Source organism: Zooshikella sp. RANM57, from assembly GCF_050749885.1.
Classification (GTDB): domain Bacteria; phylum Pseudomonadota; class Gammaproteobacteria; order Pseudomonadales; family Zooshikellaceae; genus Zooshikella.
This window is the reverse complement of record NZ_JBOIUB010000006.1, coordinates 42,229-66,632: the sequence shown is the minus strand read 5'-3', so window position 1 is coordinate 66,632 and position 24,404 is coordinate 42,229. Positions and strand designations below refer to the sequence as shown.

Sequence of the window (24,404 nt, the reverse complement as noted above, 5' to 3'; positions counted from 1 at the left end):
AGTGAAATAACAGGATAATAAAATTGTAAATTAAGCCACTTTACTTTTGGTTGTCGACATAATATGGGCAATGCTATCAACGGTCGTTTGCCGAACTAACTTTCTAAACCAAATGTGGTCAGCATCTTTGTCTAATCGTGGATGCCACATCAAACCATAATCCAGGGTTGCAGGAACTGGGCAGGAAAACATCTGCAGTTTGGGGTTTTGCAGTAGAATGAGGTGGCATAAAGGTGTGGGCAAAGTCAAAATTAAATCAGAGGTTTCAACCAACCCCAGTACGGCTGTTACCAGTGGTATTTCAAGTACAATATCACGTTGGTACCCTTGCTCTGCTAAAGCTTTATCAATTACCCGCCAATAGTTGGCATTTCCGGTATTAGCAATATGTTTATAGTGAAGGTAGTCATCGAGGCTAACGGAAGGAGACTGTTGGAGTATAGGGTGTTGACTGTGAACGATACAGGCAAGTTCTGTCGAACCAATTTTATCAAGAATAAGCCCACTTCGTTCATCTTCAAAAACGCATAGTGCAACATCGACTTTGCCTTGAACCAGACTCTCAGGGTTATATTCTTGCCAAGGGGTTAACGAAATAATGGCGTGAGGTGCATCTTTAAGAAATGCTTTCATAAGTTGAGGAAAGCCAAAAGTGACACTGACATCACTTGCAGCAAGCGTGAATCGGCGTTTGCAAAGCGTATTACCATGAACCCCAGAAGAGAAGACTTCTTGAGCATTTTGTACAATAAATGCGACTTTGTCTCGTATGGAATGCGAAAGAGGCGTTAGTTTAAGTGTGTTATCTTCTCGATAAAGTAAGTGGTCATGCATTAAGCGCCGAAGTTGCGAAAGGGACTTGCTCACATTGGATTGTGTCATATTCAATCGATGGGCGGCGCGTGTTACATTGCGTTCTTCATACAATGCGTGAAGGCATACCAGTAGATTTAAGTTGATTTCATGCAAAGGTTTTGTACTGTTGAACATTCTCGTTATCCTTGAACAGGCCAGACCCAACGACGGTACTGCAGTGGCGATAGTGTCATTTGGGTTTGTTTTTTCATCCATGCATTTAAGCGTTTAGTATCCTGTATGTTTTAAAAGCTAGGTATTCGTCATTTTTTTACCTGTTTATGTGTATAGCAAATCACTTTTATACTATTGCTATATCACTTTTTATAAAAATCTCTCATTACAGATAGATTGATACTATTTAGTATCATGTTATAAAGCGTTTGTGCAAAATCATTATTAGTAAGTTTTAAGTGCTTTTGTCACCTCAAAAATTTAGGTGTTGATGATTTTGTTGGCGATTTACCCTTCGTTATGGGTAGATGAGTATTATTGTTTAAAATTTGCCACCTAATAATAAATTTGATTGGATTCTGGGTTTTATAGGGTGATTATAATATACGAAACTTGATTTATATTTAATAAAACAGTGTCTTGATCATATTGGCTTAAGTGATTATTTGTTGTTGAATGCTAATCATGACAAAATGCTTTATTTAAGGACTCATTTGCAGGGTAATAGCTAGCGATTATTGTGCCATTACCTTTCACATTGATATATGAAATTTGACTGTGTCTAAAGAAAGCCAGTATACATATTACAATTTTTTAGCTTTGCTTTATGACGTGATGCTGAAACATATGATAATCCTTATCTTTAGAACTTAGCTATGAAGATGCTTTTGTGTAAAGCCTACGTAAACGCTAATTCTTACATGCTTTGTTAGTTTATCCGTCAAAATACTTAGGGAACTAAGTTATAAAAAAGGCGAATGATAACTGCAAAATGCAACGAGTTAAAGCAAATTAGAGCATCTTTTGTTTTAAACAAATAGGTCAGATGAGTTTCTCTATATTATGGGTTGCTAACAGGGGTGTAAAGCTTTCTGGTAAAATTGAGCAAGCACTGTATGGGATATAGGTTAATATCTCACAATGGTAGTAATACTGAATGGGTATGTAAGTATAAGCGTGAAAGGCTTTTGGTGCTAAAAGCACACCTTGTGTTTCACAAAAACCATAAAATACTTGTTGGTCATATTAGGTAAGTGAGGAAGTATTTGAATACTTTCTTTGAGTAAACGAAAGCATTAAATATTGTTTTAACGGCTTGCGTATTATAAAAAAATCGTCTTAGCTAATACATTGGAGTATGTTGAGGCGAAGTAAAAAATAATTACTGACTAAATGGTCAACAACCTCAGCTTACTCGTAACAATAATCAATAGAACTTAATTAAGTGTACTAAGATATTGTCTATTGGGGCTAGCGATGAAAACTGATACTACTGCCAATGAAAAAGCAAAACAGCGGGTAGAAATCCAGAGTCACATTGAGGAATATTTACAGGGAGGAGGGGTAATTACTGAGGTTCCTGCTCCCAGTTATGAGGAAATTCTAGATACTATACGTAATAAGTATCAGAACGCATGGGGGAGGGATCAACTGACTAACTATGATAAAGCCTGATTAGCTTGAATAGTTAGTAGAGTGAGCGCCAAGGAAGGCATTGCTTTGGTCGAACCGACGCCACGCTATTGAGCTACCCAGAGTAGATGTTCTTTTATGTGGTTTGATAGTATACATATTTCAATTTATAAAATTGATGCTATTCCCATTTTTCAATTCACCCAATAGTTAGACTGATACAGCGTCACAAACTGTATAATATTTGCTCAATTACAGGCTGGCCAGCCGTTAAGATGAGTTCTGACAAGCATATTTGATGTATTAAAAGTCAGCACTCATGAACAAGTTGAGCATTCCTTTCTCCAAGAATTCGCTACCCCATGTTGCACGTCAGTTTTTTTTAAGGACTGGATCACGCTGGTGGTTAGTCTTTCTGTGTGGTTTAGTTTCTATACTGATTGGTATTTGTTTTTTGTGGTCAAGTCATCACGGCTGGTTATTCAGTATGTACCCGCCATCGTTAAAAGAACTGCAAGATGATTACTTTATCGCGCATGTTTATTGGGTAAACTGCGAGGCAAAAGCCAGTATTGCTTTTGAAGAAAAGGGGCCAATGGCTGCAGAACAGATTACACAGCAGCCGAAGTGTATCATGGCCAGGCAAACTATTTTACAGCCTCAAGGGTAACAGTCGTTAAAACTTTATTTATTGGCTACAGCAACATCGATATTTAAAGTTGTAATTTGCTTGTTTGATATAACTGGTTAGCCCACTACTGTGATTCAATTGGAGAGCGACTTTTATCTACAGCAACGTCATCAGGTAATTGAACAAAAATATCTTTATAGCTGGTATAAATTGTGCAAAAAACAATCGGGGTAAATATTATATAAAGTGCAAAGACGGCAATGAGCCAATACCAGCTAGCAAAGAGTGGTAACAGGATAACAGTTGCAATAACGAGGAACACAAGACCATAAACCAAAAAAGGCAGCATATTACGTAGGCAACCCTGAAAGCTAAGCTTGACTGCGTCCCAAAATGGTTTTTGGTCAAGAATTATGAGCGTAGGTGCAAACCAGATTGCCATTAACAGGGGAATTGTGAGTGCCATGACAATGAGTAAAGCGATCATTGCGAGAAGAAGAAACCGATACTCAGACATTGTTGGAGCGCCTTGAGGCGACTGGATTGCGACAATAAAGTCCATTCCCACGGTAAACATTAGGAACATCCCTGCTATCGTGAAAATAAGCATTATTGCTGCAATATAAATAGCCGCGAGTAACAGGAGAGGGCCAGTTTGCTGGTTAAACCCCACAAAGAACTGATTAAATGAAAAATGCCCCTGTTTTTCCACATTGTCACAACAATACATAAAACCAGCCCATAAAAGGATGGTCAGTAATTGAGAGATAGCCCAACCTATCAAAGGTATAATTTGAGAAATAAGGGAAAGGAGTACAAAGATAAACCCAATAGCTAAGAACAATACCCACTCCTGACTAAAAAGCTTTACACCTGATGTACACCATGAAATGCCGTGACTACTGGGACGCTTAACAGCTTGTATATCACGGGCGTCAGGTAGCACGTGAGATGTTGGGGTATTGTATGGTGAAGGGGTAGACATGTGTTACTCCAGCTAAAAAAAGCATCATCTGTTGAATGTTGCGGTATTAGAACACTGGTCACAAATAAACAATGACAGTGAACTCACAAAGACTGTTTTTATCAATACTAGTGTTAATTGTATTGGGCTCAACATGATTTGCGACGAGCAAGTGCTATTTAATATTGTTACTGATGTTAGGCTCAGAAATTTACTTGGCGTTATAGGGGGAAATATAAAGCATGCGACATCTTTTTAAGTGGTTAGTTTCCAGTTGTCTTTTATTGGCTGTCAGTGTGCCTTCTTACGCTTTTCGCTGTAGTAATCGTTTAATTTCAGAGGGTGACTCGATTGGTAAGGTGATAAAACGTTGTGGGCAACCTACAGAGCAAGACTCATTTCAAGTAGAACTTATTTTAAAACAAGGCGATGTTTTGGCAGAAACACGCTTTCTTGATGTTACTTACCTTGTTTATGCCCAAAGTAGTAATCAGTTTGTACGTGTCTTACGTTTTGAAGATGATGACCTGGTGTCTGTTGAAAGTAAGGAGTACGGAGGCAAATCAAGTGATCCAGAGTTATGCAAAGATTTGTCGAGTGCGGTGAGTATAGGTGATGTAATGCCTTATATTCGCTATCGCTGTGGTCCTCCAAGCCGGGAAAAGCGTGTTGGTCGAAGAGTTAAGCGGGTGGCGGGTAGTAGTGAAGTCGGTCAGTTTAAAGATCAAGATGTGTTTGAGTGGTATTATTATTTTCCCCGAGATGATGAAAAGGTTGTTTTGCAGTTTGTAAATGGTCAATTGCGAAGGTTGTACCGTGAGGAAATTGAAGATGATGATTAGTTTAATGTAATTTACCTTTGCATGAAGTGGATTCTTACAGATATCCTTTTGCCCATTACACTCAATAGAACATTAGCAACATGGCTTTTAGTGGTGCCTTTTAAATTGATATAAACATATTGATTAGAGCCTATTACTAGAGTATTAGCCCTAAAAGTGCTTCGTTGAGGGTTAACCATTATACTTACACATTTTTTTATTCATGGCGGAAATCTCAATGGATGTTGCAACTTATATGCAAGATGTTGGAAAGCGTGCACGAAGCGCTTCCCGGTTAATGGCACAAGCAACAACAGAACAAAAAAATGCAGCATTAAATGCAATTGCTAATGTAATCAATGGTCAGCGAAAAATGATCATTGATGCAAACCATCAGGATTTGGAGCAAGGTCGAGCTAATGGGCTGGATTCAGCGCTTCTAGATAGATTGGCACTTACGTCGCCCCGCATTGATAGTATGGTGGAAGGTATTCACCATGTTGCAGCCTTAGACGACCCTATTGGTGCGGTTGATGATATGCGCTATCTGCCGAGTGGTATTCAGTTAGGTAAGATGAGAGTTCCACTTGGTGTTATTGGTATCATTTATGAGTCTCGCCCTAATGTCACAATTGATGCAGCAGCTCTGTGTTTGAAGTCAGGAAATGCCACTATTTTGCGAGGTGGTTCAGAGTCAATTCATTCTAATCAAGCAATAGCAAAGTGCATCCAGCAAGGTCTTAGTACGTCAGGTGTTTCTGCTGATGCCGTACAAGTGATTGCAACCACTGATAGAGCCGCCGTTGGACACTTGATTACGATGTCTGAACATGTGGATGTTATTGTACCTCGAGGGGGGAAAGGACTCATTGAGCGTATTAGTCGAGAGGCAAAGATACCTGTAATAAAACACTTGGATGGTATTTGTCATGTCTATATTGATGATGGCGCTGATTTAGATAAGGCATTCGCGATTGCTGTTAATGCAAAAACACACCGCTATGGAGTGTGTAATGCCATGGAGACGTTACTGGTTGCAGCGTCTGTAGCACCTGCTATTTTGCCTAGATTAGCCACTGCGTATGCTGAGCATGAAGTTGAGCTTCGGGGCTGTGCTAAAACGCAAGCCATTATCTCGAATGTTAAACCTGCAACGAATGAAGACTGGACAACAGAATATCTTGCGCCAATCTTAGCGATTAAAGTTGTAGCTGATGTCAGTGAGGCGATTGATCATATCAATAGCTTTGGGTCCCATCATACAGATGCGATTGTCACTGAAGATTATCAGCGCTCTCGCCAATTTTTAGCAGAAGTTGATTCAAGCTCCGTTATGGTGAATGCATCCACTCGGTTTGCAGATGGCTTTGAATATGGGCTGGGAGCAGAAATTGGCATTTCTACTGATAAAATCCATGCACGGGGTCCCGTCGGGCTTGAAGGGTTGACTTCACAGAAGTACATCGTCTTTGGCAACGGGCATATTCGAAAATAATCTGCAGTTATGCTGTCAGTCTTGGCTGGCTGACAGTATAATGTAGTTTAATATGATAAAAGAGAGGACTAAATAAGGCTTTATGCAATCAGATGAACTTAAGCAGGTAGTTATATCTGCACTTGAAGATCTGAAAGGTAACGACATCACTTGCCTTGATGTAAAAAATCTCACCAGCGTCACTGATCATATGATCATTGCCTCCGGAACATCCAACCGCCACGTAAAATCCCTTGCAGATAACGTGATTGAAAAAGCCAAAGCTAATGGCGTTCGTCCCATTGGGGTTGAAGGTGAAGATGGTGCCGAGTGGGTACTGGTAGATTTAGGGGATGTTGTCACACACATCATGTTGCCTTCAACTCGTCAGTTTTTTGATTTAGAGCGGTTGTGGGAAACATCATCATCTGGTCTTGAGCACCAACAGGCTTAGCCTTTTTTCTGTAGTAATTAAGGCTAGCTATGAAAATTCGCCTCATTGCGGTAGGTACCAAAATGCCTACATGGGTTGCTAGTGGCTATTCTGAATATGCCAAGCGTCTTCCTAATGAAGTGTCTCTGGAGTGCCGGGAAATTCCCCTTTCAAAACGAAGCAAATCTCTCGACGTTGAGCGTGCGGTTCAGCGAGAGGGTGAGGCTATGTTAGCGGCTGTTGGAAAAGGGGATAAAATCATTGCATTAGATGTCAATGGTAAGATGTGGGATACCCATCAGCTTGCACACCAGTTAGGAGATTGGCAGTTGTCTGGGCGAAATATCAGCTTGCTAATAGGAGGGCCTGAAGGGCTCTCCACTCAATGTCGCCAAGCGGCTGAACAGCGCTGGTCTCTTTCTCCATTAACTCTGCCCCATCCTTTGGTTCGAGTGCTGGTAGCCGAACAGCTCTATCGCGCCTGGACCATCCTGAATAATCACCCATATCATCGTTAATCTGGAGGTTGGAAAACCCAGGATGACAGCATGACAGATTCAGTGACCTTTAAAGATCACAGTAAAGAAAATCGTATTTTTAATAGCCGAATATTAAAAGCCGTCATCATTTTAGTGATATTAACCGGGATCTTGATATCTCGGATTTTTTATTTACAGGTTGTGTTGTATGACGAGTTATCAACAGAATCTGATGAAAACCGCATCCATCTTAAACCTATACCACCAATACGCGGTTTAATATACGACACTAATGGATTGCTTTTGGCTGATAATAAGCCAAGTTTTAACCTTTCACTTACTGTTGAGCGTATTCCTGACTTAGATAAAACACTTCAAGATATAAAACAAATTATTCCACTTCAGGATGAAGAAATTGCTCAATTTAAAAAGAGGCTTCGTAATAAGCCACGAAAGCCTTTTGAATCGGTACCCTTGAAATTCCGCTTAACAGAAGAGGAAATTGCACGCATTTCAGTGAATGAGCACCTTATGGCAGGTGTCGAAGTGGAAGCTGATTTGATTCGTTTTTATCCACAAGGCGATATATACACCCATACAATTGGGTATGTTCAGAATATTAATGATCAAGAGCAAAAAAAGCTTGATAACAAGAAGTATAAAGGCGTATCGATCATCGGCAAAATTGGCGTAGAGCGTTTTTATGAAGAGCAGTTGCTTGGCAAGGTTGGCTATCAAGAAGTTGAAGTTAATGCCCGAGGCAGAGTATTGCGTGTGCTTGATCAGCAAGAACCCATACCAGGTACAGACTTAACCCTTTACCTAGATACCGAGTTACAAAAAATCTCTATAGCGGCACTTGATGGCCAGCGTGGTGCTATTGTTGCAATGGACCCTAAAACGGGCGGCATTTTAGCAATGGTCAGTGAACCCTCTTATGACCCTAATCCCTTTGTTAGAGGTATTGGCTTTAAAGCCTATGCAGCTTTGCTCAATGACCCTGCTCGACCCCTGTATAACCGGGCAAGTTCTGGTGAGTATCCTCCTGCCTCAACCATTAAACCTTTTGTCGCTATTGCTGGTTTAGATACAGGAAGCGTAACACCCTCTAATCAAGTATTCGATCCTGGCTGGTATCGGCTACCGAATCAAAAACGGCTTTATCGTAATTGGAAGCGTGGAGGGCATGGTTGGGTAAATTTAGAGAGAGCTATTGTCGTCTCAAATGATACCTATTTTTACGATTTAGCATTAAAGCTGGGGATTGATAATCTGCATGATTATTTGCAACGTTTTGGCGTAGGGATTCGAACAGCATTAGATGTTGGTGAACAACGTCCAGGGTTAATGCCATCTCGTGAGTGGAAAATGGGTGTACGAAACTTGCCTTGGTTTCCTGGAGAAACGGTGATTACAGGCATAGGCCAGGGGTTCATGAAAGCAACCCCGCTGCAGCTAGCAACAGCAACAGCGGTGTTAGCTAATAAAGGAAAGTGGATTTACCCTCGGTTACTTAAATCATCAACAAATCCGATTGAACTAGCGCCTGACCATCCTATGAAGGATATTGTGGTCAGTAACCCTGAATACTGGAAGCTGGTTTATGAGGCTATGCGTAAAGTAGTTCATGACCGCTCAGGAACAGCTCACTACCGTATTGGTCGAAATATTCCTTATACCATGGCGGGTAAAACGGGTACTGCTCAAGTGGTCGGTATTAAACAGAATGAACGGTATGATGCGTCAAAGTTAGCCAAAATACATCATGATCATGGTTTATTTATTGGATTTGCACCTATTGATGATCCACAAATTGCTATTGCTGTTGTTGTTGAGAACGGTGGTGGGGGGAGCTCGGCTGCTGCACCAGTCGCTCGTAAAGTACTGGATGCCTATTTAATCCCGAGGCTGAAAAAGCAAGCAATAGAGCAAGCTAAAAAGCTTGAACGTAACAGTAACACACCGTCATCTGGGTAAGGGTAACGCAATTATGTCGTCAACTAAGGATGTTCTTCAACAAGAGCCTTCAATCTGGCAGCGCTTACATATCGATCCAGTATTACTGTTATTACTGTTATTATTAGCGGGTGGAGGATTATTTGTTCTCTATAGTGCCAGTGAGCGAAGTGTAGAAATCATGACGCGCCAAACCATTTATTTGGGTATTGGTTTTGTAGTGATGATTGTTTTTGGACAGATTCCTCCTCGAATGTATGCTCGTTGGTCACTACCTGTATTTTTATTCGGTGTATTGTTGCTAGTTGGGGTCTTGCTTTTTGGGGTCGGAGCCATGGGAGCGCAACGCTGGTTGGCAGTGCCGGGAATGTCGTCAGTGCGCTTTCAACCTTCTGAGCTCATGAAGCTGGTGATGCCTATGGTGATGGCTTGGTATATCAGTCGCTCAACGCTACCTCCAAAAATTAGACATGTCATGGTTGCCTTAGTGTTGATTGCAATACCTGTAGCCTTAATTGCCAAGCAGCCTGACTTGGGTACATCGTTATTAATTGGTGCATCTGGTGTATTTGTGTTGTTGCTTGGCGGTTTAAGCTGGCAGCTTATTACATCAGCTGTAGTGCTAGCGATCCCCTCAGGTTGGGTTATGTGGCACTTTGTGATGAGGGAATACCAAAAAAAGCGGGTATTAACCTTTTTAAACCCTGAAAGCGATCCACTGGGATCAGGGTGGAATATTATCCAGTCAAAAGTAGCCATAGGTTCAGGGGGAATTCATGGTAAAGGTTGGATGTTAGGTACACAGTCACATCTGGACTTTTTACCAGAAAGTCACACTGATTTTATCATTGCTGTATTGGCGGAAGAGTTTGGATTAACAGGGGTGATGTGTTTATTGCTTATTTATTTGGCAATCATTGTCCGTGGTTTATTCATTTCAGTTCAGGCGCAAACCATTTTTGGGCGTCTGTTGAGTGGTAGTATTATTTTAACATTCTTTGTCTACATCTTTGTAAATATTGGTATGGTGAGCGGTCTATTGCCAGTGGTAGGCGTCCCTTTGCCTTTGGTAAGTCGTGGTGGGACATCAATCGTAACCCTTATGGCGGGGTTCGGCATACTGATGTCGGTGTATACACACCGTAATCTGATTGGGCGGTAAATGATGGATAAATGAATCGTTGTTTTTTATAAGTTGCTATGAAAGTATTTAAGAGTGAATTGTCTGACACAACTGTGTGAACAAAATCAATTGTTATAGGAATGAAGTCATTTTGGCTCTCCTGTGGTCACACTTAAAAGCATTAGTTATTTTTCTATCAGACAAGCTCCTAGCCAACAGTTAGGTAGGGTGAAGCATGCGAAAGATGCCTTACAAATTCGTAAAAACATGTAAGCACATGAATTATGGTTTTCTTGTGTTTAACTTAACGCTTGCTGCAATGAGTAGCGCTAAGGTGTGGGCGGGTGATTATTCAAACCATCCTGAAGCTAAAGCGTTTATTCAACAAATGAAAAAGCAGCATAAAATGTCTGAGGAAAAACTGACTAAGCTTTTGACAAATGCTAAACGTCAGCAAAGCATTCTAGATGCTATTTCCAGACCAGCAGAAAAAACGAAAACATGGGGTGAATATCAAAAGATTTTTTTGACACCTCAGCGTGTTCAAGCTGCAGTTACGTTCTATAAGAACAACCGTAAAGCATTCAAACTGGCGGAACAACACTATGGTGTGCCTGCTGAGACTATTCTAGCGATTATTGGCGTAGAAACTTTTTATGGTAAAAATAAAGGCAGTTATCGTGTACTGGATGCGTTAGCAACACTTGGTTTTGACTACCCACCTAGAGCTACGTTTTTTAGGTCTGAGCTTAAGCATTACTTATTGATGACTGAAGAGCAGAAGGTTGATCCTTTAAGTCTGAAGGGTTCTTATGCTGGCGCTATAGGATTCCCACAGTTTATTCCGAGTAGCTTTCGCCAGTACGCTGTAGACTTCGACAATGATGGAAAGATTAATCTATGGAGTAATCCAACAGACGCAATTGGTAGTGTAGCAAACTACTTCCGTCGTCATGGTTGGCAGCCTGGAGAGGCAGTAGCTGTCCAAGTATCCGTTAAAGGTGATCAGTTTACGAAAGGAATAGGAAAAGATCTAAAGCCTGCATCAACTGTCTCGGAACTACAGCAGTTAGGCTGGCGTTACCAACATGCAAACTTGTCAGGTGAAAGCAAAGCACGTGGGGTTGAGCTACAAGGTGTAAATGGTAAAGAATACTGGTTAACCTTAAATAATTTCTACGTAATTACCCGCTATAATCACAGCACTCTTTATGCCATGGCTGTGCATCAACTGAGTGACAAAATTAAAGCCAAAATAAAACCTAAGCCAAAAGCCAAGTCTAAAGCGGCTTAGCAATAGTCTTTTTCAACAAGGTAGTCAATGTTGGCTATCCTTGTTGAAGGGTTTATAGCTAACGCTCAATGATAAATAGGTTTATTCAACGTGTTAAAATCTAAATATACAGCTGAAAATGGCTGGTGCTCCTCTTATTTTTTGTCTCACGCTATTAAATATTTAATGGTGTCTTTTTTATTATTAAGTGGTTGTACCATGCCTCTTAAAGATGCTAATGATGGTGCACCCAATGGTAGTTTTGATGCCAGCCAAATACCTGATGCTGTACCTCAAATACACAAAGGTCCAGTAAAAAACTCACCTTATACTGTATTGGGTAAAACGTACTACCCACTAAAAACCGCTGTGGGTTATCAAGCACAAGGTGTTGCATCATGGTATGGCACAAAATTTCATGGAAAAGCAACGGCTATTGGTGAAACATACAACATGTACAGTATGACGGCGGCACATAAGACATTGCCTATTCCTTCGTATGTACGTGTTACAAACCTTAAGAATGGTCGTTCAGCTATTGTTCGTGTAAATGATCGCGGGCCTTTTGCTAAAGGTCGAGAAATTGATTTGTCTTATGCGGCGGCATTAAAGCTCGGATTTCAAAAACAGGGTACAACAAGTGTAAGCGTGGAGGGCATTGATCCTCGCACGTACAAGGCTGGAACGCCAACATCGAATAAACCACTGACTAAGACGGCTGCACAGCACAGTACTGGTTCATCACATCTGTTAAGTTCATATCAGGCAAGTACTCAGTCAAAAGCAGGTATGTATGCTGGATCTGTTAGCAAACCACAGACAGCAGGTATGTCGTCTGCTCACTCTAAAAAGCTTTTTTTACAGGTTGCTGCATTGCAGGATCAGCAATCGGCTTTCAAATTAAGGTATCGCTTGCAACAGCTTACTGGAATGCCGGTAAAAGTGGTGGAGGGTACAGAAACACAGCGGCCTTTGCATAAAGTGCGTATTGGACCTCTGCCTTCTTCATCAGTAGTTAACAAAATACAACAACAACTAAATGAAGCACGCTTAGGTAAGCCGCATTTGGTGGTAGAGTAGTGTTGTGTATTGTTCAATGATTTAAAATACAAACAGCGATTTGCCAAACCTTATTAAGGGTTCTTGAGAACACCCCAGCGTTAACGTTATTATTTCTTAACAGATATGGGGCGCAATAAAGCTCTTAACTTTCATTTAAAGCACTACAGTTGCCATGAAAAAACATTTTGTGACACGTTATATTGGGTTAACTCTCATTCTTTTGGTTGGCGCTGTACAGGCTGCCACCATCATTCCTTCTCCACCACAACTGGCGGCTAAAAGTTATTTTTTATTTGATGCCGATACAGGCAAGATACTTGTTGAACATAATGCAAATAAGCGCCTCCCTCCTGCAAGTTTGACAAAGCTGATGACAGCCTATGTTGCTGATAATGAATTAAAAGAGGGGAATATTTCACTTGATGATCAAGTATTGGTGAGTGAAAAAGCCTGGCGCATGAAAGGCTCACTCATGTTCATTGAGGTGAATTCAAAAGTCACTGTGAGGGATTTGCTAAAAGGCATCATCATTGTATCGGGTAATGATGCGAGTGTTGCGCTTGCAGAGCATATTGCCGGTAGTGAAGAGTCATTTGCCAGCTTGATGAATGCTACGGCTCAAAAGTTGGATATGAAAGATTCGCACTTTGTTAACTCAACAGGCTGGCCAGCAGATAATCACTATACTACGGCCCATGATTTGGCGGTATTAGCTAAAGCGATTATTTATGAACATCCTAGTCGCTATGCTGTGTATAAAGAAAAATACTTCCAATATGGTATTGATAAAAAAACAGGTCAACCTTTAAGACGTCAAGCTAACCGAAACTCACTGCTATGGCGTGATGATGATGTTGATGGTTTAAAGACAGGGCATACCGATGAGGCTGGCTACTGTCTTGTATCATCAGCTAAAAAAGATGGTCGCCGGTTAATCGCTGTTGTTATGGGAACTAAAAGCCCTAAAGCGCGTGCGAGTGAATCTCAAAAGCTCCTCACTTATGGTTTTCGCTTTTTTGAAAATGTAGCCATTAGAAAAGGGGGTGTTCCTTTACAGCAAGCAGAAATCTGGAAAGGTACTACTGATAAAATTTCCGTTGGTATTACGGAAGATTTGATTATTACTGTACCCAGAGGAAAGACTGACAGTGTTAAGACGGATATCCAGCTAAATACATTGTTAGAAGCTCCAGTGGCTAAAGGACAAACCTTAGGTAGCATTGAGGTTAAACTGGATGACAAAATATTAGAGCAAGTACCTATCGTTGCGTTGGATGCAGTGGATGAAGCTGGATTTTTCAAAGTAATATGGGACGAGATTCGTTTGTTTTTTTATAAGTTATTTCTTTAATTTGATAGGTGCTCCAAACCGATGACACAGGTTTATCTCAATGGTCACTTTATAAATCAGCAGGATGCCATGGTTTCTGTTATGGATCGTGGCTTTATGTTTGCTGATGGTGCATATGAAGTTATTCCTGCATTTTATCGGGTACCTTTTCGAGTTGAGCAGCATTTAGCGCGATTGGATTTCAGTTTATCCAGTATACGTATCGAAAACCCTCTAAAACATGAGGAATGGCTGAGGGTTTTTGCCAAGCTGTTGGCTCAAAATTCCAGTGAACATCAGTCCATTTATTTACAGGTGACGCGTGGTGTGGCACCTGATCGAAATCATCTGTGGCCAAAAGGTTTGGAGCCAACTGTTTTTGTCATGACTTCACCATTGCAAATGAAGTTAGATGAGGATTTCTCGCATGTTCAAGGAATGACTGCTATTACCACTGAGGATCTACGTTGGAAACGCTGTGATATTAAGGCAATTGCATTACTGCCTAATGTGTTACATCGTCAGCGTGCCGAAGAAGCTGGCGCGGATGAAGCCATATTGATTAATGAACAGGGGCAGGTAACTGAAGGCTCATCAAGTAACGTTTTTATTGTAAAAGGTAATGAAATAGCGACTCCCCCGAAAGATATGCCAATTTTAGGGGGGATTACCCGTGATTTAATCATCGAGCTGCTGCAATCTGATGCAAAATCAAACTATACGTTGTCAGAACGGATGGTATCGCAAGATGAGCTACACGAAGCGGACGAAGTGTGGATTACCAGCTCTACAAAAGAAATATGCCCAATAACCCTGCTGGATAACCAACCTGTTGGTAAGGGTAAGATAGGTGCTGTTTGGTATGATATTGCGGGTCGCTATCAGCGTTATAAGTTGCAGTTGGCAACAGAGCATCGAGAAAACCTACCAACCTAAGGGTTCTTCCTTGGGGAGAATCATTTATAATCTACCTATACGTAAATCATTCTGTTGATTTCCCATTGGTCAGTTTAACTCAAGCTTAATTGTTGTTATGTCTCAATCTACGCCGCCAGAGCCACCTAAAATTGTTTTTCCCTGTGACTATCCTATCAAAATCATTGGTGATGCTGCGCCTGATTACAAGGACTTTGTTTGTCGAGTGATTCTCAAGCATGCTCCCGATTTTGATGGTAATGCGATAGTTAAAGATAGCCGTAATGGCAAGTATATGTCTGTTAATGTAACGATTCGAGCCACTGGAGAAGATCAATTAAAGGCCCTGTTTGAAGACTTTAAAGCCAGTGGTCGGGTGTCAATGGTACTCTAATGACATTACCATTGATCGTACGGCATTTAGGTGTGCAGTCCTATTTAGCAACATGGCAACGGATGCAGGCATTCACTGCTTCGCGTCACCCGGATGATGTCGATGAAATCTGGTTACTAGAGCATCCCCACGTTTTTACCCAAGGACAAGCAGGTAAGGCAGAACATGTACTTGCACCTGGTGATATTCCTGTGGTGAGCGTTGATCGGGGCGGGCAGGTTACTTACCATGGACCAGGCCAGTTAGTGGTTTACTTGCTGATCAATGTGAAGCGCAAACAGCTTGGTGTCAGGGCTTTAGTGACGGCTATGGAGAATGCAATTATTGATACTCTGAAAAGGTATTCGGTTAGTGCGGCAGCAAAACCTGATGCCCCAGGAGTTTATGTTGATCAGGCAAAAATTGCATCTTTAGGGCTAAGAATTCGCAAAGGTTGCTCTTACCACGGTTTAGCGCTGAATGTTAAAATGGATTTAGAACCTTTTAGTCGAATTAATCCTTGTGGCTATGCAGGTATGGCTATGACTCAGCTTGCGCGATGGTTACCAGAAATAACTATGGCGGAAGTAGAGGAGCAGTTGCAACAGCAACTGATAACACACTTGGATTACCAAGAAGTAATCTCAAAAAACGATTGGAATTAGCTGATGACTGATGCCTCTGTGAACAAACCTAAATCTCAACGTGCTACGCAGGGTGTTAAACTGCGTGGTGCTGAAAAGGTCGCTCGAATTCCAGTAAAGGTTATCCCCACTGAGAAGGAAGCGATGCCGAGAAAGCCGGATTGGGTTCGAGTCAGGTTATCGGCATCACCTGAAGTTGATCGTATTAAAAAATTACTACGAAAGCACTCATTACATACTGTGTGTGAAGAAGCATCTTGTCCTAACTTAGGAGAATGCTTTGGTGGTGGTACAGCTACGTTTATGATTATGGGGGATATTTGTACCCGTCGTTGCCCCTTCTGTGATGTTGCACATGGTCGACCTAATCCACTTGATGTGGATGAACCTAAGAATCTGGCGATAGCCATCGCAGATTTGCGGCTAAAGTATGTGGTTATCACCTCTGTTGACCGAGATGATTTACGTGATGGTGGAGCACAGCACTTTGCTGACTGTATTCGAGAGATCCGCCAGCGTTGCCCAAAAACTGAAATTGAGGTGTTAGTACCTGATTTTCGTGGTCGTATGGATGTTGCGCTTGAAATTTTGGGGGCAGAGCCACCCGATATATTTAATCACAACCTGGAGACTGTTCCATCACTTTATAAAAAATCACGTCCAGGTTCTGACTATGCGTGGTCGCTACAATTGTTAAAGCGTTATAAGCAACAAGTGCCACATATTCCTACTAAATCTGGCATTATGTTGGGGTTGGGTGAGACTAAGGAAGAAGTGATTGAACTGATGCATGACATGCGCGAACATGACATCGAAATGATTACCCTCGGTCAATATTTACAGCCCAGCCGACATCATCTTCCTGTAGATCGTTTTGTTCATCCTGATGAGTTTGCTGAATTGGCAGATATTGCAAAATCACTTGGCTTTAGTAAAGTCGCTAGTGGTGCTTTGGTGAGGTCATCTTATCATGCTGATGAGCAAGCTAAGGGCGATTTTATTGTATAGTTCATTTCTTATAGAGTGAGGGGGTATATAATCCCTCACTTTTGATACAGCCTTCCGCTCTTTTTTAACTACCTTCAGTGCCTTATTTTTAATTAGCTGCCCTTATGATTATTTCTTTAATATGCGGTGAATAACACTGTATGTAAAGGCAATACATGCAAATAAAATGGGAAAAATTACGAGTAAAAAGAGGCTGCCTATGAATACAATTATTTTAGCAAACTCTCCAGGGTGATCTGCAAGACAACCTGGATCGTCAGTTTTATTTGTCGTCACTAATGATTGCTCTCCATTGATGCAGTAAGGAACGTAAACTTCTCCTTTTGGTGGCGGGTGATGTGGTGTTTCTGTAAAGTGACTAATAGGTAGGTAGTGAAGGTAGATATTAAGTATTAATAATATTATGAATAATATCATCTCAGCTAATATAAGTTTTCTAATCATACAATTACAGTTCTTTTTTTAACATTGAGAGTAGCATTTACTGTAATTTTTTAACGTGCAAGTATTATGCTTTTAATGTAGATTTGTTAAGTGATTTATGTGCAAATTTTGTGCATCTGATTGATTTTTTCTAGATATTAGCTTTATTGTTTATCCTAATGTTGTTTTTCATTTTTTTAATAATCGTATTGCAGAAAGTAAAGTAGGAATGAAAGTCGTAGGTACTTTAGTTTTAACCGTGTGTGTTCCAGTTTTGGGGTGGGTTGTCTTTGAAGATTACTGGTATCGACAGTTCATTCCTAAAGAAATTGGACTAGCTTACCGATTATCAATAGGTTCTGATTCAGGGTTTCGTGAAGGGTGTGGTGTTGCGGTATTCAAATTAAGTGATGAAACTTACCAGCAAATTAGTCATGAAGGTATTAGTTTTTTTAAGAATATTCAGCAAGCAAGGGGGAGCTCAGACTATTCTCATAGTTATGGTGATTGGTCTGCTACACCAAGAAAAGACTGGACACGAGATGAAGATATTTATTGGGGGTTTTGTGGTGGAAATTTATCAGAAAGTTTGCAGTCATTAATTATACATAGAGGAAAGCAGGAAGGCTCATTTTATGCTTTTAGTCATGAAGCTTGGTTAATGATTATCCCCCAGGAAAAACTAGTTATTTATTCCCATAATGGATGAAATACAGTAGGCGTTTAACTAAATTTATTTTTGGAGAGTAAAGTATTTTAATGAACAAGATATAGTTTGTTAACATGGTTTAAAACGTGCTGTAAAATGACGTAAAATGGGAGGCTCATAAGTAAATGTTAAACCTCGAATATCCTTTGCTCTTTCTTTTATTTTAACTAAACAGTTTGCAACGTATTCCATATGACTATTGGTGTATACGCGTCTTGGAATGGCTAAACGAAGAAACTCAAAGGGTGATACTTTTTGCTGTTTTGTCTGTGGGTCTCGACCTAATAGCAAAGAGCCAATTTCAACACCTCTAACACCACCTTTTAAATACAATTCATTTGCAAGTGCCTGGGCGGGGAAGTGGTGACTTGGAATGTGAGGTAATAAAATTTTTGCATCAACAAATACGGCATGCCCACCTGTGGGAAACTGTATAGGAATACCTGCTTTGAGCAGTAAATTACCCAGGAATTGAACTTGGGCAATGCGATAATTCAAAAAATTTACATCCATCGCTTCATGTAAACCTATGGCTAGAGCTTCCATGTCCCTGCCAGCCAGTCCGCCGTAAGTGATAAAACCTTCTTGTGGAATACAACGAACCTGAACATTGCGAAAAAGAGTTTCATTATCTCGAATACAACATAAGCCGCCGATATTCACCAAAGGGTCTTTTTTGGCAGAAAGGGTTAGCATATCACCATACTGAAACATCTCTTTTATAATGTCTGCAATAGATTTATTTTGGTAACCTGATTCACGCTGCTTGATAAACCAAGCGTTCTCACAATAACGAGCAGCATCAATCACTACTGGTATGTCATAACGCCGGGCTAGGTGGTAAACAGCACGCATGTTCTCCATTGAAACAGGCTGTCCACCTGTACTATTACACGTTACTGTTGTAATGATGGCTGCAATACGATTAGCACCGTATTGTTTGATAGTGGCTTCTAGTTCGTCCAGATTAAAATTACCTTTCCAATCGTATGATGAGGTAGTATCAAATGCCCAAGGTGTAGGGGTATTAATTGCTTTTGCACCGGAAATTTCTATATGAGCAGCAGTGGTATCAAAATGATAATTTGAAATAAAAACAGGGTTTTGACAATTTCGGAGTTCTATAAGCGCAGGGAAAAGAATTTGTTCAGCTCCTCGGCCTTGATGTGTCGGTAAAATATAATGATAATTAAAAACTTCTTGTGCTTTTTTTTGTAAATGAAAAAAATTACGACTTCCAGCATAAGACTCATCCCCCATCATTAAACCTGCCCACTGTTTATCACTCATGGCGCCTGTGCCAGAATCAGTTAATAAGTCAATAAAAACTTCATCACTTTTAAGTAAAAAAACGTTATAACCTGCTTCTTCTAAAGCAATATGACGTTCTTTATCATTAATTAAGTTGATAGGTTCAACCATTTTAATACGAAAAGGTTCTGGGATGATATCCATATAATAAATCCTTATTTAAAAAATGGCGATGCGTATGCTGGAAAACACAGAGGTAGGTAGGATTTTATAGACTGCTTGGGGAAATGAATGTAAGTTATTTTCTAATAAAGTATTAGTCAAAAACTATTTTTGCTGGGGTATATTTTTTCGTTGTTTTTATATAGCTAAGCGCTATTGTGAGTCTATTGAAATAAGTAATAGGATGTATGTTGACGCACAGAATAATTTCTTAACATAAAATAAATTTTATTAGCTGTGATCGTTTATGACAGATATGCCAGTTAATTTTAATAATAGGATTTGGAGTGCAGACCATACATTATCATTAGATAAGCCTTTAATAGCTTCGTCAACTTGACCTGATGAGAGTAGTATTTGCTCAAGAGTTTGTTCTGAGTGTCGTTGTAATGCTTGGCGGATAAGCGGTTTTCGTTTTTCCCAAATACGTTGATTTTGCATAGCTTGTTCAAGTGAATGACTTTCGCGTTGTAATTGAATGAGTTGAAGTAAGTTACGGACTTCACGGGTAATGGCCCATAACATAACAGCTGGTTCAATACCTTCAGCTTTTAAGCCGTTGAAAATGCGTAGGGAGTGATTTACGGAGCCAGCAAGTGCATTCTCGATTAAGTCAAAAACAGAGTAACGCGCACTATCAGAAACACTGGTATTAATTGTTTCTTCTGTTACATGCTGGTTATCAGCATAAAGTGTTAATTTAGCGATTTCTTGCGAAGCGGCGAGTAAATTTCCTTCAACACGTTCAGTAAGAAGCTGTATTGCCTGTGGGGTGGCTGTTAACCCAGCTTGCTGCATTCGCTGTTTAATCCAGCGAGGCAGGTGTTGGGCATCTATTGGCCATATGGGAATAAAAATACCAGACTTTTCGAGAGCTTTAAACCATTTGCTGTGTTGAGTCGGATTTTCAAGCTTAGGTGTTATCAGTAATAACACATTATCGGATACTGGAGATTCTCCACATGCTTTGAGTACTTTAGCTGCTTTATCATTAAATTTATTGCTTTGACAGCGTATTTCAATAATTTTCTTATCACTAAATAATGATAGGCTATTAGTGTGTTCTAATACGGTGTCCCAGTCAAAGCTACCATCCGCTTGTAATAAGATACGCTCACTAAATCCATTGTCTCGTGCTTTTTGTCGGATTAAATCGCAGCACTCCTGTTGAATCAAAGGCTCATCACCACTCACAATATAGACGGGGGCTAATGTTTTTTGATTTAAATGCTGTTGAAGCTGGTCACTGCGAATTTTCATTAAAAAATAAAGTACGTTGCGGCTATAAGGTTGTTGGATAGGGGGCTTTATGGACGTTTATATTGGGAACACCAATTAAACATAAAAGTGAAACGTAAATATAAATCAAGGTAGCAGCACTATTTGGATAAGCTTTAAAACCTATAGCGAGCTACCTTGGTATTTTATGAAAAGAGCATTAAAGATTTGGTGGCGCTAGTTTTATGGCATTCCTTTTGGGCATAGCTTTTACATTTTTTTGCTCTTCTAGTTGTTTAGCTTTTTCCGCTTCAGCTTGTTTTTTACGGGCTTCAGCTTCAGCAACATCAATTTGCTCATTAGTCATAGCTTGTAAACGTTGGGTAATCTGGGTAATGATATCCCGCTCTAATTCTTCTCTAATTAAGCGTTCTTCAGAGTCTGAAGCGGTCTTGTTGCTTGAAGAATAAAGGTAAACACGTTCAGACATTGCTTCAAAAGGTCCGATCAGCAGTAAGCCTTCGCTATTTTCCAGTTGAAATTTAACTTGTTTGATTAAGCGATACTGTGCAGCCTGCGCATTACCTGTAAAGCTGGCAATTTTATTTTCATCCTGATTTTCAGTAATACGCAACACATAAGGTGCACTTGCAATGATTTTTATGTCATTACTTTCCAAAGTACGGTTTAGACGACGAGTGAATACCCCGTAGTTATCAGATGTTTGCACACTAAGCTGCTGTAAATGGCTGGCAACATCTACCATACCCCTGAGTTTGAATCCACAAGCAGTTAACAGCATAACCACGCTAAGGAGCGTGGCTAGCTTAATGATAGGTGACATAAACAGTCGTTTTGATAATGACCGCATACCTTACTCCTCTATGAGGCGACAATATTGATCAGTTTGTTAGGAACAACGATGACTTTGCGAACGGTTTTATCGATCAAAAACTTTTGTACATTTTCATTCGTCATCGCTATGGACTCAACGGTTTCTTTATCGGCATCAGCAGGAACTGTTAGCTTGGCTCGTACCTTGCCATTTACCTGAGCCACTATCAATACCGAGTCTGCTGCCAGTGCATCTTCGTCACATTCAGGCCAGGGGGCATCAATAATTTCAGTTGAGTTACCCATCTGTTGCCAAATATGATGACAGATATGAGGTGTAATAGGCGCTAACAGTTTTATACAGGTCATCAAGGCTTCATGCATAACCGCTAAACCTTGAGGTGAGCGATCAGCAAATTTACCCATCGCATTGACCAGTTCCATCACCCGGGCAATTGCTGTATTAAAGGTCAGGCGGTTGCCGAAGTCATTAGTGACATTCTTGATGGTACTGTGAGTAATTCTTCTTAGATCTTTCTGGCTATCATTCAACTGACGAACATCTAATGCAGGAATTTCAGCTTGCTGGCTATGTTCTTGTGCCAGGCGCCAGAAACGACGCAAGAAGCGATGGGCACCTTCTACACCACTGGTTGACCACTCCAAATCCTGATCGGGTGGTGCTGCAAACATGGTGAATAGGCGAACGGTATCCGCTCCATATTGTTCAATCGTACTTTGAGGGTCGACACCATTATTTTTGGACTTCGACATTTTGCCCATGCCAGCATAGTGAACGGGTTGACCATCCTCTTTGTGGTGAGCAGCAATGATTTGTCCTTTTTCATCGCGTTCGATGGTGACTTCCCCTGGAGCAATCCACACTTTGCCCCCTTTGTCATCTTCACGATAATAGGTTTCAGCCAGTACCATGCCTTGGCAAAGCAGTTGTTTAAAGGGTTCATCGCTGTTAACCAGCCCTTCATCCCGCAGTAGTTTGTGGAAAAAGCGGGAATACAACAGGTGCATTACTGCATGTTCGATACCGCCAATGTATTGATCAACAGGTAGCCAGTAATTAGCCTGTTCTGGGTTTAACATACCATCTTGATAGTTTGCACAGCAGTAACGTGCGTAATACCAGGAAGACTCCATAAAGGTGTCAAATGTATCCGTTTCCCGTTGTGCAGGTGTACCATCAATGGGGCTTACGGTAGAAGACCAGGAAGCGTCAGTTTTTAAAGGTGATGTGGTGCCATCCAGCGTAACATCAGTAGGCAAGGTAATGGGTAGATCTTCAGCGGGGGCGCCAATCGTTTCACCATTTTCCAGGTTAATCATGGGAATAGGTGTTCCCCAATAGCGTTGACGGGATACTCCCCAATCACGCAACCGATAATTAACCTTACGCTGACCTTTACCAGCTTTAATTAGATGTTCAGCAATAGCATCAAAGGCTTCTTTTGAGGTTAAGCCATCAAAGGACCTGGAATTAACCAGTACTCCATATTCAGTAAAGGCTTCTTGGGAAAGGTCTGCTTTGATGTTTTCTTCTTGGCTTTCAATAACTTGTTTTATAGATAGACCATATTTGGTTGCAAACTCCCAGTCACGTTGGTCGTGCCCAGGGACCGCCATTACTGCACCAGAGCCATATTCCATAAGTACGAAGTTTGCAATCCAAACAGGAACTTCCTCTCCAGTAACAGGATGGTTTGCATGGAAGCCAGTAGCCATACCTTTCTTGTCCATGGTGGCCATTTCAGCTTCAGCGACAGCATTGTGTTTGCATTCTTCAATAAAGGCTGCAATATCAGGATTATTTTTTGCTGCCGCTAAGGCAATGGGGTGTTCAGCCGCGATCCCAACATAGGTTACACCCATTAAGGTATCAGGACGGGTGGTATAGATGGTAAATGAATCTTCAACTCCGGGAATAGATTCCGCCAGAGTAAACGTCATTTCTATACCTTCAGAGCGACCAATCCAATTGCGTTGCATGGTTTTGACCTGCTCTGGCCAATGTTCCAGTTGATCTAAGCTTTCCAGCAACTGATCGGCATAAGCGGTAATTTTGATGAACCATTGAGGAATTTCTTTACGTTCGACCAGCGCACCTGAACGCCAGCCGCGCCCATCAACTACTTGTTCGTTGGCTAGCACGGTTTGATCTACAGGATCCCAGTTAACCGTCGCCATTTTTTTATACACCAAGCCTTTTTCATACAGCTTGGTAAAAAACCATTGTTCCCAGCGGTAATAATCTGGATGGCAGGTGGTGACTTCTCGATTCCAGTCATAGGCAAAGCCCAGGCTTTTTAACTGCTCCCGCATATAGTCAATATTTTCATAGGTCCACTTAGCAGGCGCAACACCATGCTTGATGGCTGCATTCTCTGCAGGCAAACCAAAAGCATCCCAGCCCATAGGCTGTAAGACATTTTTACCCAGCATTCGCTGGTAACGTGAGATCACATCTCCAATCGTGTAATTTCTCACATGCCCCATATGAAGTCGTCCACTGGGGTAGGGGAACATCGAGAGACAGTAGAATTTTTCTTTGTCAGGCGTTTCACTTACGGCAAAGGACTGATTGTCTTGCCAGTGTTGCTGAGTTTCACGCTCAATTTGCTGGTGTTGGTAATGTTCTTCCATCGTCTCTCTTTTTCTAAAGTAATCTAAAAAAAGCGCAGGGTTTAATAGTGATAAAGTCTAAGCAGCTTAGGATACATGACTCCATTTGTTACGGGTAGTCTTTATGAATAGTCTACGCTTATATTGAGTAGGTTGTACGAACCTTCAATAAAATATCTCGGCTT

At 40.9% G+C, this 24,404-nt stretch carries 23 protein-coding genes; 16 read left to right on the top strand and 7 right to left on the bottom strand.

The window, feature by feature from the left end:
* Positions 1–30 precede the first annotated feature (30 nt).
* Entirely contained in the window at positions 31–990 is a 960-nt protein-coding gene (locus ACQ96U_RS13745; protein ID WP_431721837.1) for a LysR family transcriptional regulator, read from the bottom strand.
* Between the two features lie 1,296 nt (positions 991–2,286).
* On the opposite strand from ACQ96U_RS13745, the gene ACQ96U_RS13740 reads away from it, so the two are divergent.
* A complete protein-coding gene (locus tag ACQ96U_RS13740; RefSeq protein WP_431721836.1) occupies positions 2,287–2,484 on the top strand; it encodes a hypothetical protein in 198 nt (65 codons plus the stop codon).
* A 277-nt stretch (positions 2,485–2,761) separates the two neighbouring features.
* Positions 2,762–3,112, top strand: a complete 351-nt coding sequence (locus ACQ96U_RS13735) for a hypothetical protein (protein WP_431721835.1) — start codon at positions 2,762–2,764, stop codon at positions 3,110–3,112.
* An 85-nt stretch (positions 3,113–3,197) separates the two neighbouring features.
* Here the strand turns inward: ACQ96U_RS13735 and ACQ96U_RS13730 are convergent, their stop codons facing one another.
* Entirely contained in the window at positions 3,198–4,058 is an 861-nt protein-coding gene (locus tag ACQ96U_RS13730) for a BPSS1780 family membrane protein (RefSeq protein WP_431721834.1), read from the bottom strand.
* Between the two features lie 221 nt (positions 4,059–4,279).
* Here ACQ96U_RS13730 and ACQ96U_RS13725 point away from each other — a divergent pair, with 221 nt between their 5' ends.
* From ACQ96U_RS13725 to lipA, 13 genes are all read left to right on the top strand, one after another.
* A complete protein-coding gene (locus ACQ96U_RS13725; RefSeq protein WP_431721833.1) occupies positions 4,280–4,879 on the top strand; it encodes a DUF2845 domain-containing protein in 600 nt (199 codons plus the stop codon).
* A 217-nt stretch (positions 4,880–5,096) separates the two neighbouring features.
* On the top strand, positions 5,097–6,353 hold the full coding sequence (locus tag ACQ96U_RS13720) for a glutamate-5-semialdehyde dehydrogenase (protein WP_431721832.1): 1,257 nt from the start codon (positions 5,097–5,099) through the stop codon (positions 6,351–6,353).
* Between the two features lie 82 nt (positions 6,354–6,435).
* A complete protein-coding gene (gene rsfS / locus ACQ96U_RS13715) occupies positions 6,436–6,786 on the top strand; it encodes a ribosome silencing factor (protein ID WP_431721831.1) in 351 nt (116 codons plus the stop codon).
* 29 nt (positions 6,787–6,815) lie between these two features.
* Positions 6,816–7,283, top strand: coding sequence for a 23S rRNA (pseudouridine(1915)-N(3))-methyltransferase RlmH (gene rlmH / locus ACQ96U_RS13710; RefSeq protein ID WP_431721830.1), 468 nt, complete (start codon positions 6,816–6,818; stop codon positions 7,281–7,283).
* A gap of 30 nt (positions 7,284–7,313) precedes the next feature.
* Positions 7,314–9,221 carry a penicillin-binding protein 2 gene (mrdA, locus tag ACQ96U_RS13705; protein ID WP_431721829.1) on the top strand — a complete coding sequence of 636 codons (1,908 nt, stop codon included), beginning with the start codon at positions 7,314–7,316 and terminating at the stop codon, positions 9,219–9,221.
* A gap of 13 nt (positions 9,222–9,234) precedes the next feature.
* On the top strand, positions 9,235–10,362 hold the full coding sequence (rodA, locus tag ACQ96U_RS13700; RefSeq protein ID WP_431721828.1) for a rod shape-determining protein RodA: 1,128 nt from the start codon (positions 9,235–9,237) through the stop codon (positions 10,360–10,362).
* Between the two features lie 238 nt (positions 10,363–10,600).
* Positions 10,601–11,617 (top strand): lytic murein transglycosylase B, encoded by a 1,017-nt coding sequence (gene mltB, locus ACQ96U_RS13695; RefSeq protein WP_431721827.1) that lies wholly within the window; start codon positions 10,601–10,603, stop codon positions 11,615–11,617.
* Between the two features lie 198 nt (positions 11,618–11,815).
* Complete coding sequence (locus ACQ96U_RS13690) at positions 11,816–12,676, top strand: septal ring lytic transglycosylase RlpA family protein (protein WP_431721826.1); 861 nt, start codon at positions 11,816–11,818, stop codon at positions 12,674–12,676.
* Positions 12,677–12,830: 154 nt separating this feature from the next.
* Positions 12,831–14,009, top strand: a complete 1,179-nt coding sequence (locus ACQ96U_RS13685; protein WP_431721825.1) for a D-alanyl-D-alanine carboxypeptidase family protein — start codon at positions 12,831–12,833, stop codon at positions 14,007–14,009.
* Positions 14,010–14,030: 21 nt separating this feature from the next.
* A complete protein-coding gene (locus ACQ96U_RS13680; protein ID WP_431721824.1) occupies positions 14,031–14,924 on the top strand; it encodes a D-amino acid aminotransferase in 894 nt (297 codons plus the stop codon).
* Between the two features lie 97 nt (positions 14,925–15,021).
* Positions 15,022–15,297, top strand: a complete 276-nt coding sequence (locus ACQ96U_RS13675; protein WP_431721823.1) for an HP0495 family protein — start codon at positions 15,022–15,024, stop codon at positions 15,295–15,297.
* Positions 15,297–15,941 carry a lipoyl(octanoyl) transferase LipB gene (gene lipB, locus ACQ96U_RS13670; RefSeq protein WP_431721822.1) on the top strand — a complete coding sequence of 215 codons (645 nt, stop codon included), beginning with the start codon at positions 15,297–15,299 and terminating at the stop codon, positions 15,939–15,941. Before ACQ96U_RS13675 ends, lipB begins: the two co-directional genes overlap by 1 nt.
* Before the next feature lie 3 nt (positions 15,942–15,944).
* Positions 15,945–16,928: a lipoyl synthase gene (lipA, locus tag ACQ96U_RS13665; protein WP_431721821.1), complete on the top strand. Its 984-nt coding sequence runs from the start codon at positions 15,945–15,947 to the stop codon at positions 16,926–16,928.
* 108 nt (positions 16,929–17,036) lie between these two features.
* On the opposite strand, the gene ACQ96U_RS13660 is transcribed toward lipA, so the two are convergent.
* The gene (locus ACQ96U_RS13660) at positions 17,037–17,372 is read right to left on the bottom strand and encodes a hypothetical protein (RefSeq protein ID WP_431721820.1); all 336 of its coding nucleotides are present in this window, start codon (positions 17,370–17,372) and stop codon (positions 17,037–17,039) included.
* A 208-nt stretch (positions 17,373–17,580) separates the two neighbouring features.
* On the opposite strand from ACQ96U_RS13660, the gene ACQ96U_RS13655 reads away from it, so the two are divergent.
* Positions 17,581–18,060, top strand: coding sequence for a hypothetical protein (locus ACQ96U_RS13655; RefSeq protein ID WP_431721819.1), 480 nt, complete (start codon positions 17,581–17,583; stop codon positions 18,058–18,060).
* Positions 18,061–18,129: 69 nt separating this feature from the next.
* On the opposite strand, the gene ACQ96U_RS13650 is transcribed toward ACQ96U_RS13655, so the two are convergent.
* From ACQ96U_RS13650 to leuS, 4 genes are all read right to left on the bottom strand, one after another.
* The gene (locus ACQ96U_RS13650; RefSeq protein WP_431721818.1) at positions 18,130–19,515 is read right to left on the bottom strand and encodes a tryptophanase; all 1,386 of its coding nucleotides are present in this window, start codon (positions 19,513–19,515) and stop codon (positions 18,130–18,132) included.
* A 249-nt stretch (positions 19,516–19,764) separates the two neighbouring features.
* Positions 19,765–20,793, bottom strand: coding sequence for a DNA polymerase III subunit delta (gene holA, locus ACQ96U_RS13645; protein ID WP_431721817.1), 1,029 nt, complete (start codon positions 20,791–20,793; stop codon positions 19,765–19,767).
* 178 nt (positions 20,794–20,971) lie between these two features.
* On the bottom strand, positions 20,972–21,622 hold the full coding sequence (gene lptE / locus ACQ96U_RS13640; protein ID WP_431721816.1) for an LPS assembly lipoprotein LptE: 651 nt from the start codon (positions 21,620–21,622) through the stop codon (positions 20,972–20,974).
* An 11-nt stretch (positions 21,623–21,633) separates the two neighbouring features.
* Positions 21,634–24,240, bottom strand: coding sequence for a leucine--tRNA ligase (gene leuS / locus ACQ96U_RS13635; protein ID WP_431721815.1), 2,607 nt, complete (start codon positions 24,238–24,240; stop codon positions 21,634–21,636).
* Positions 24,241–24,404 lie beyond the last annotated feature (164 nt).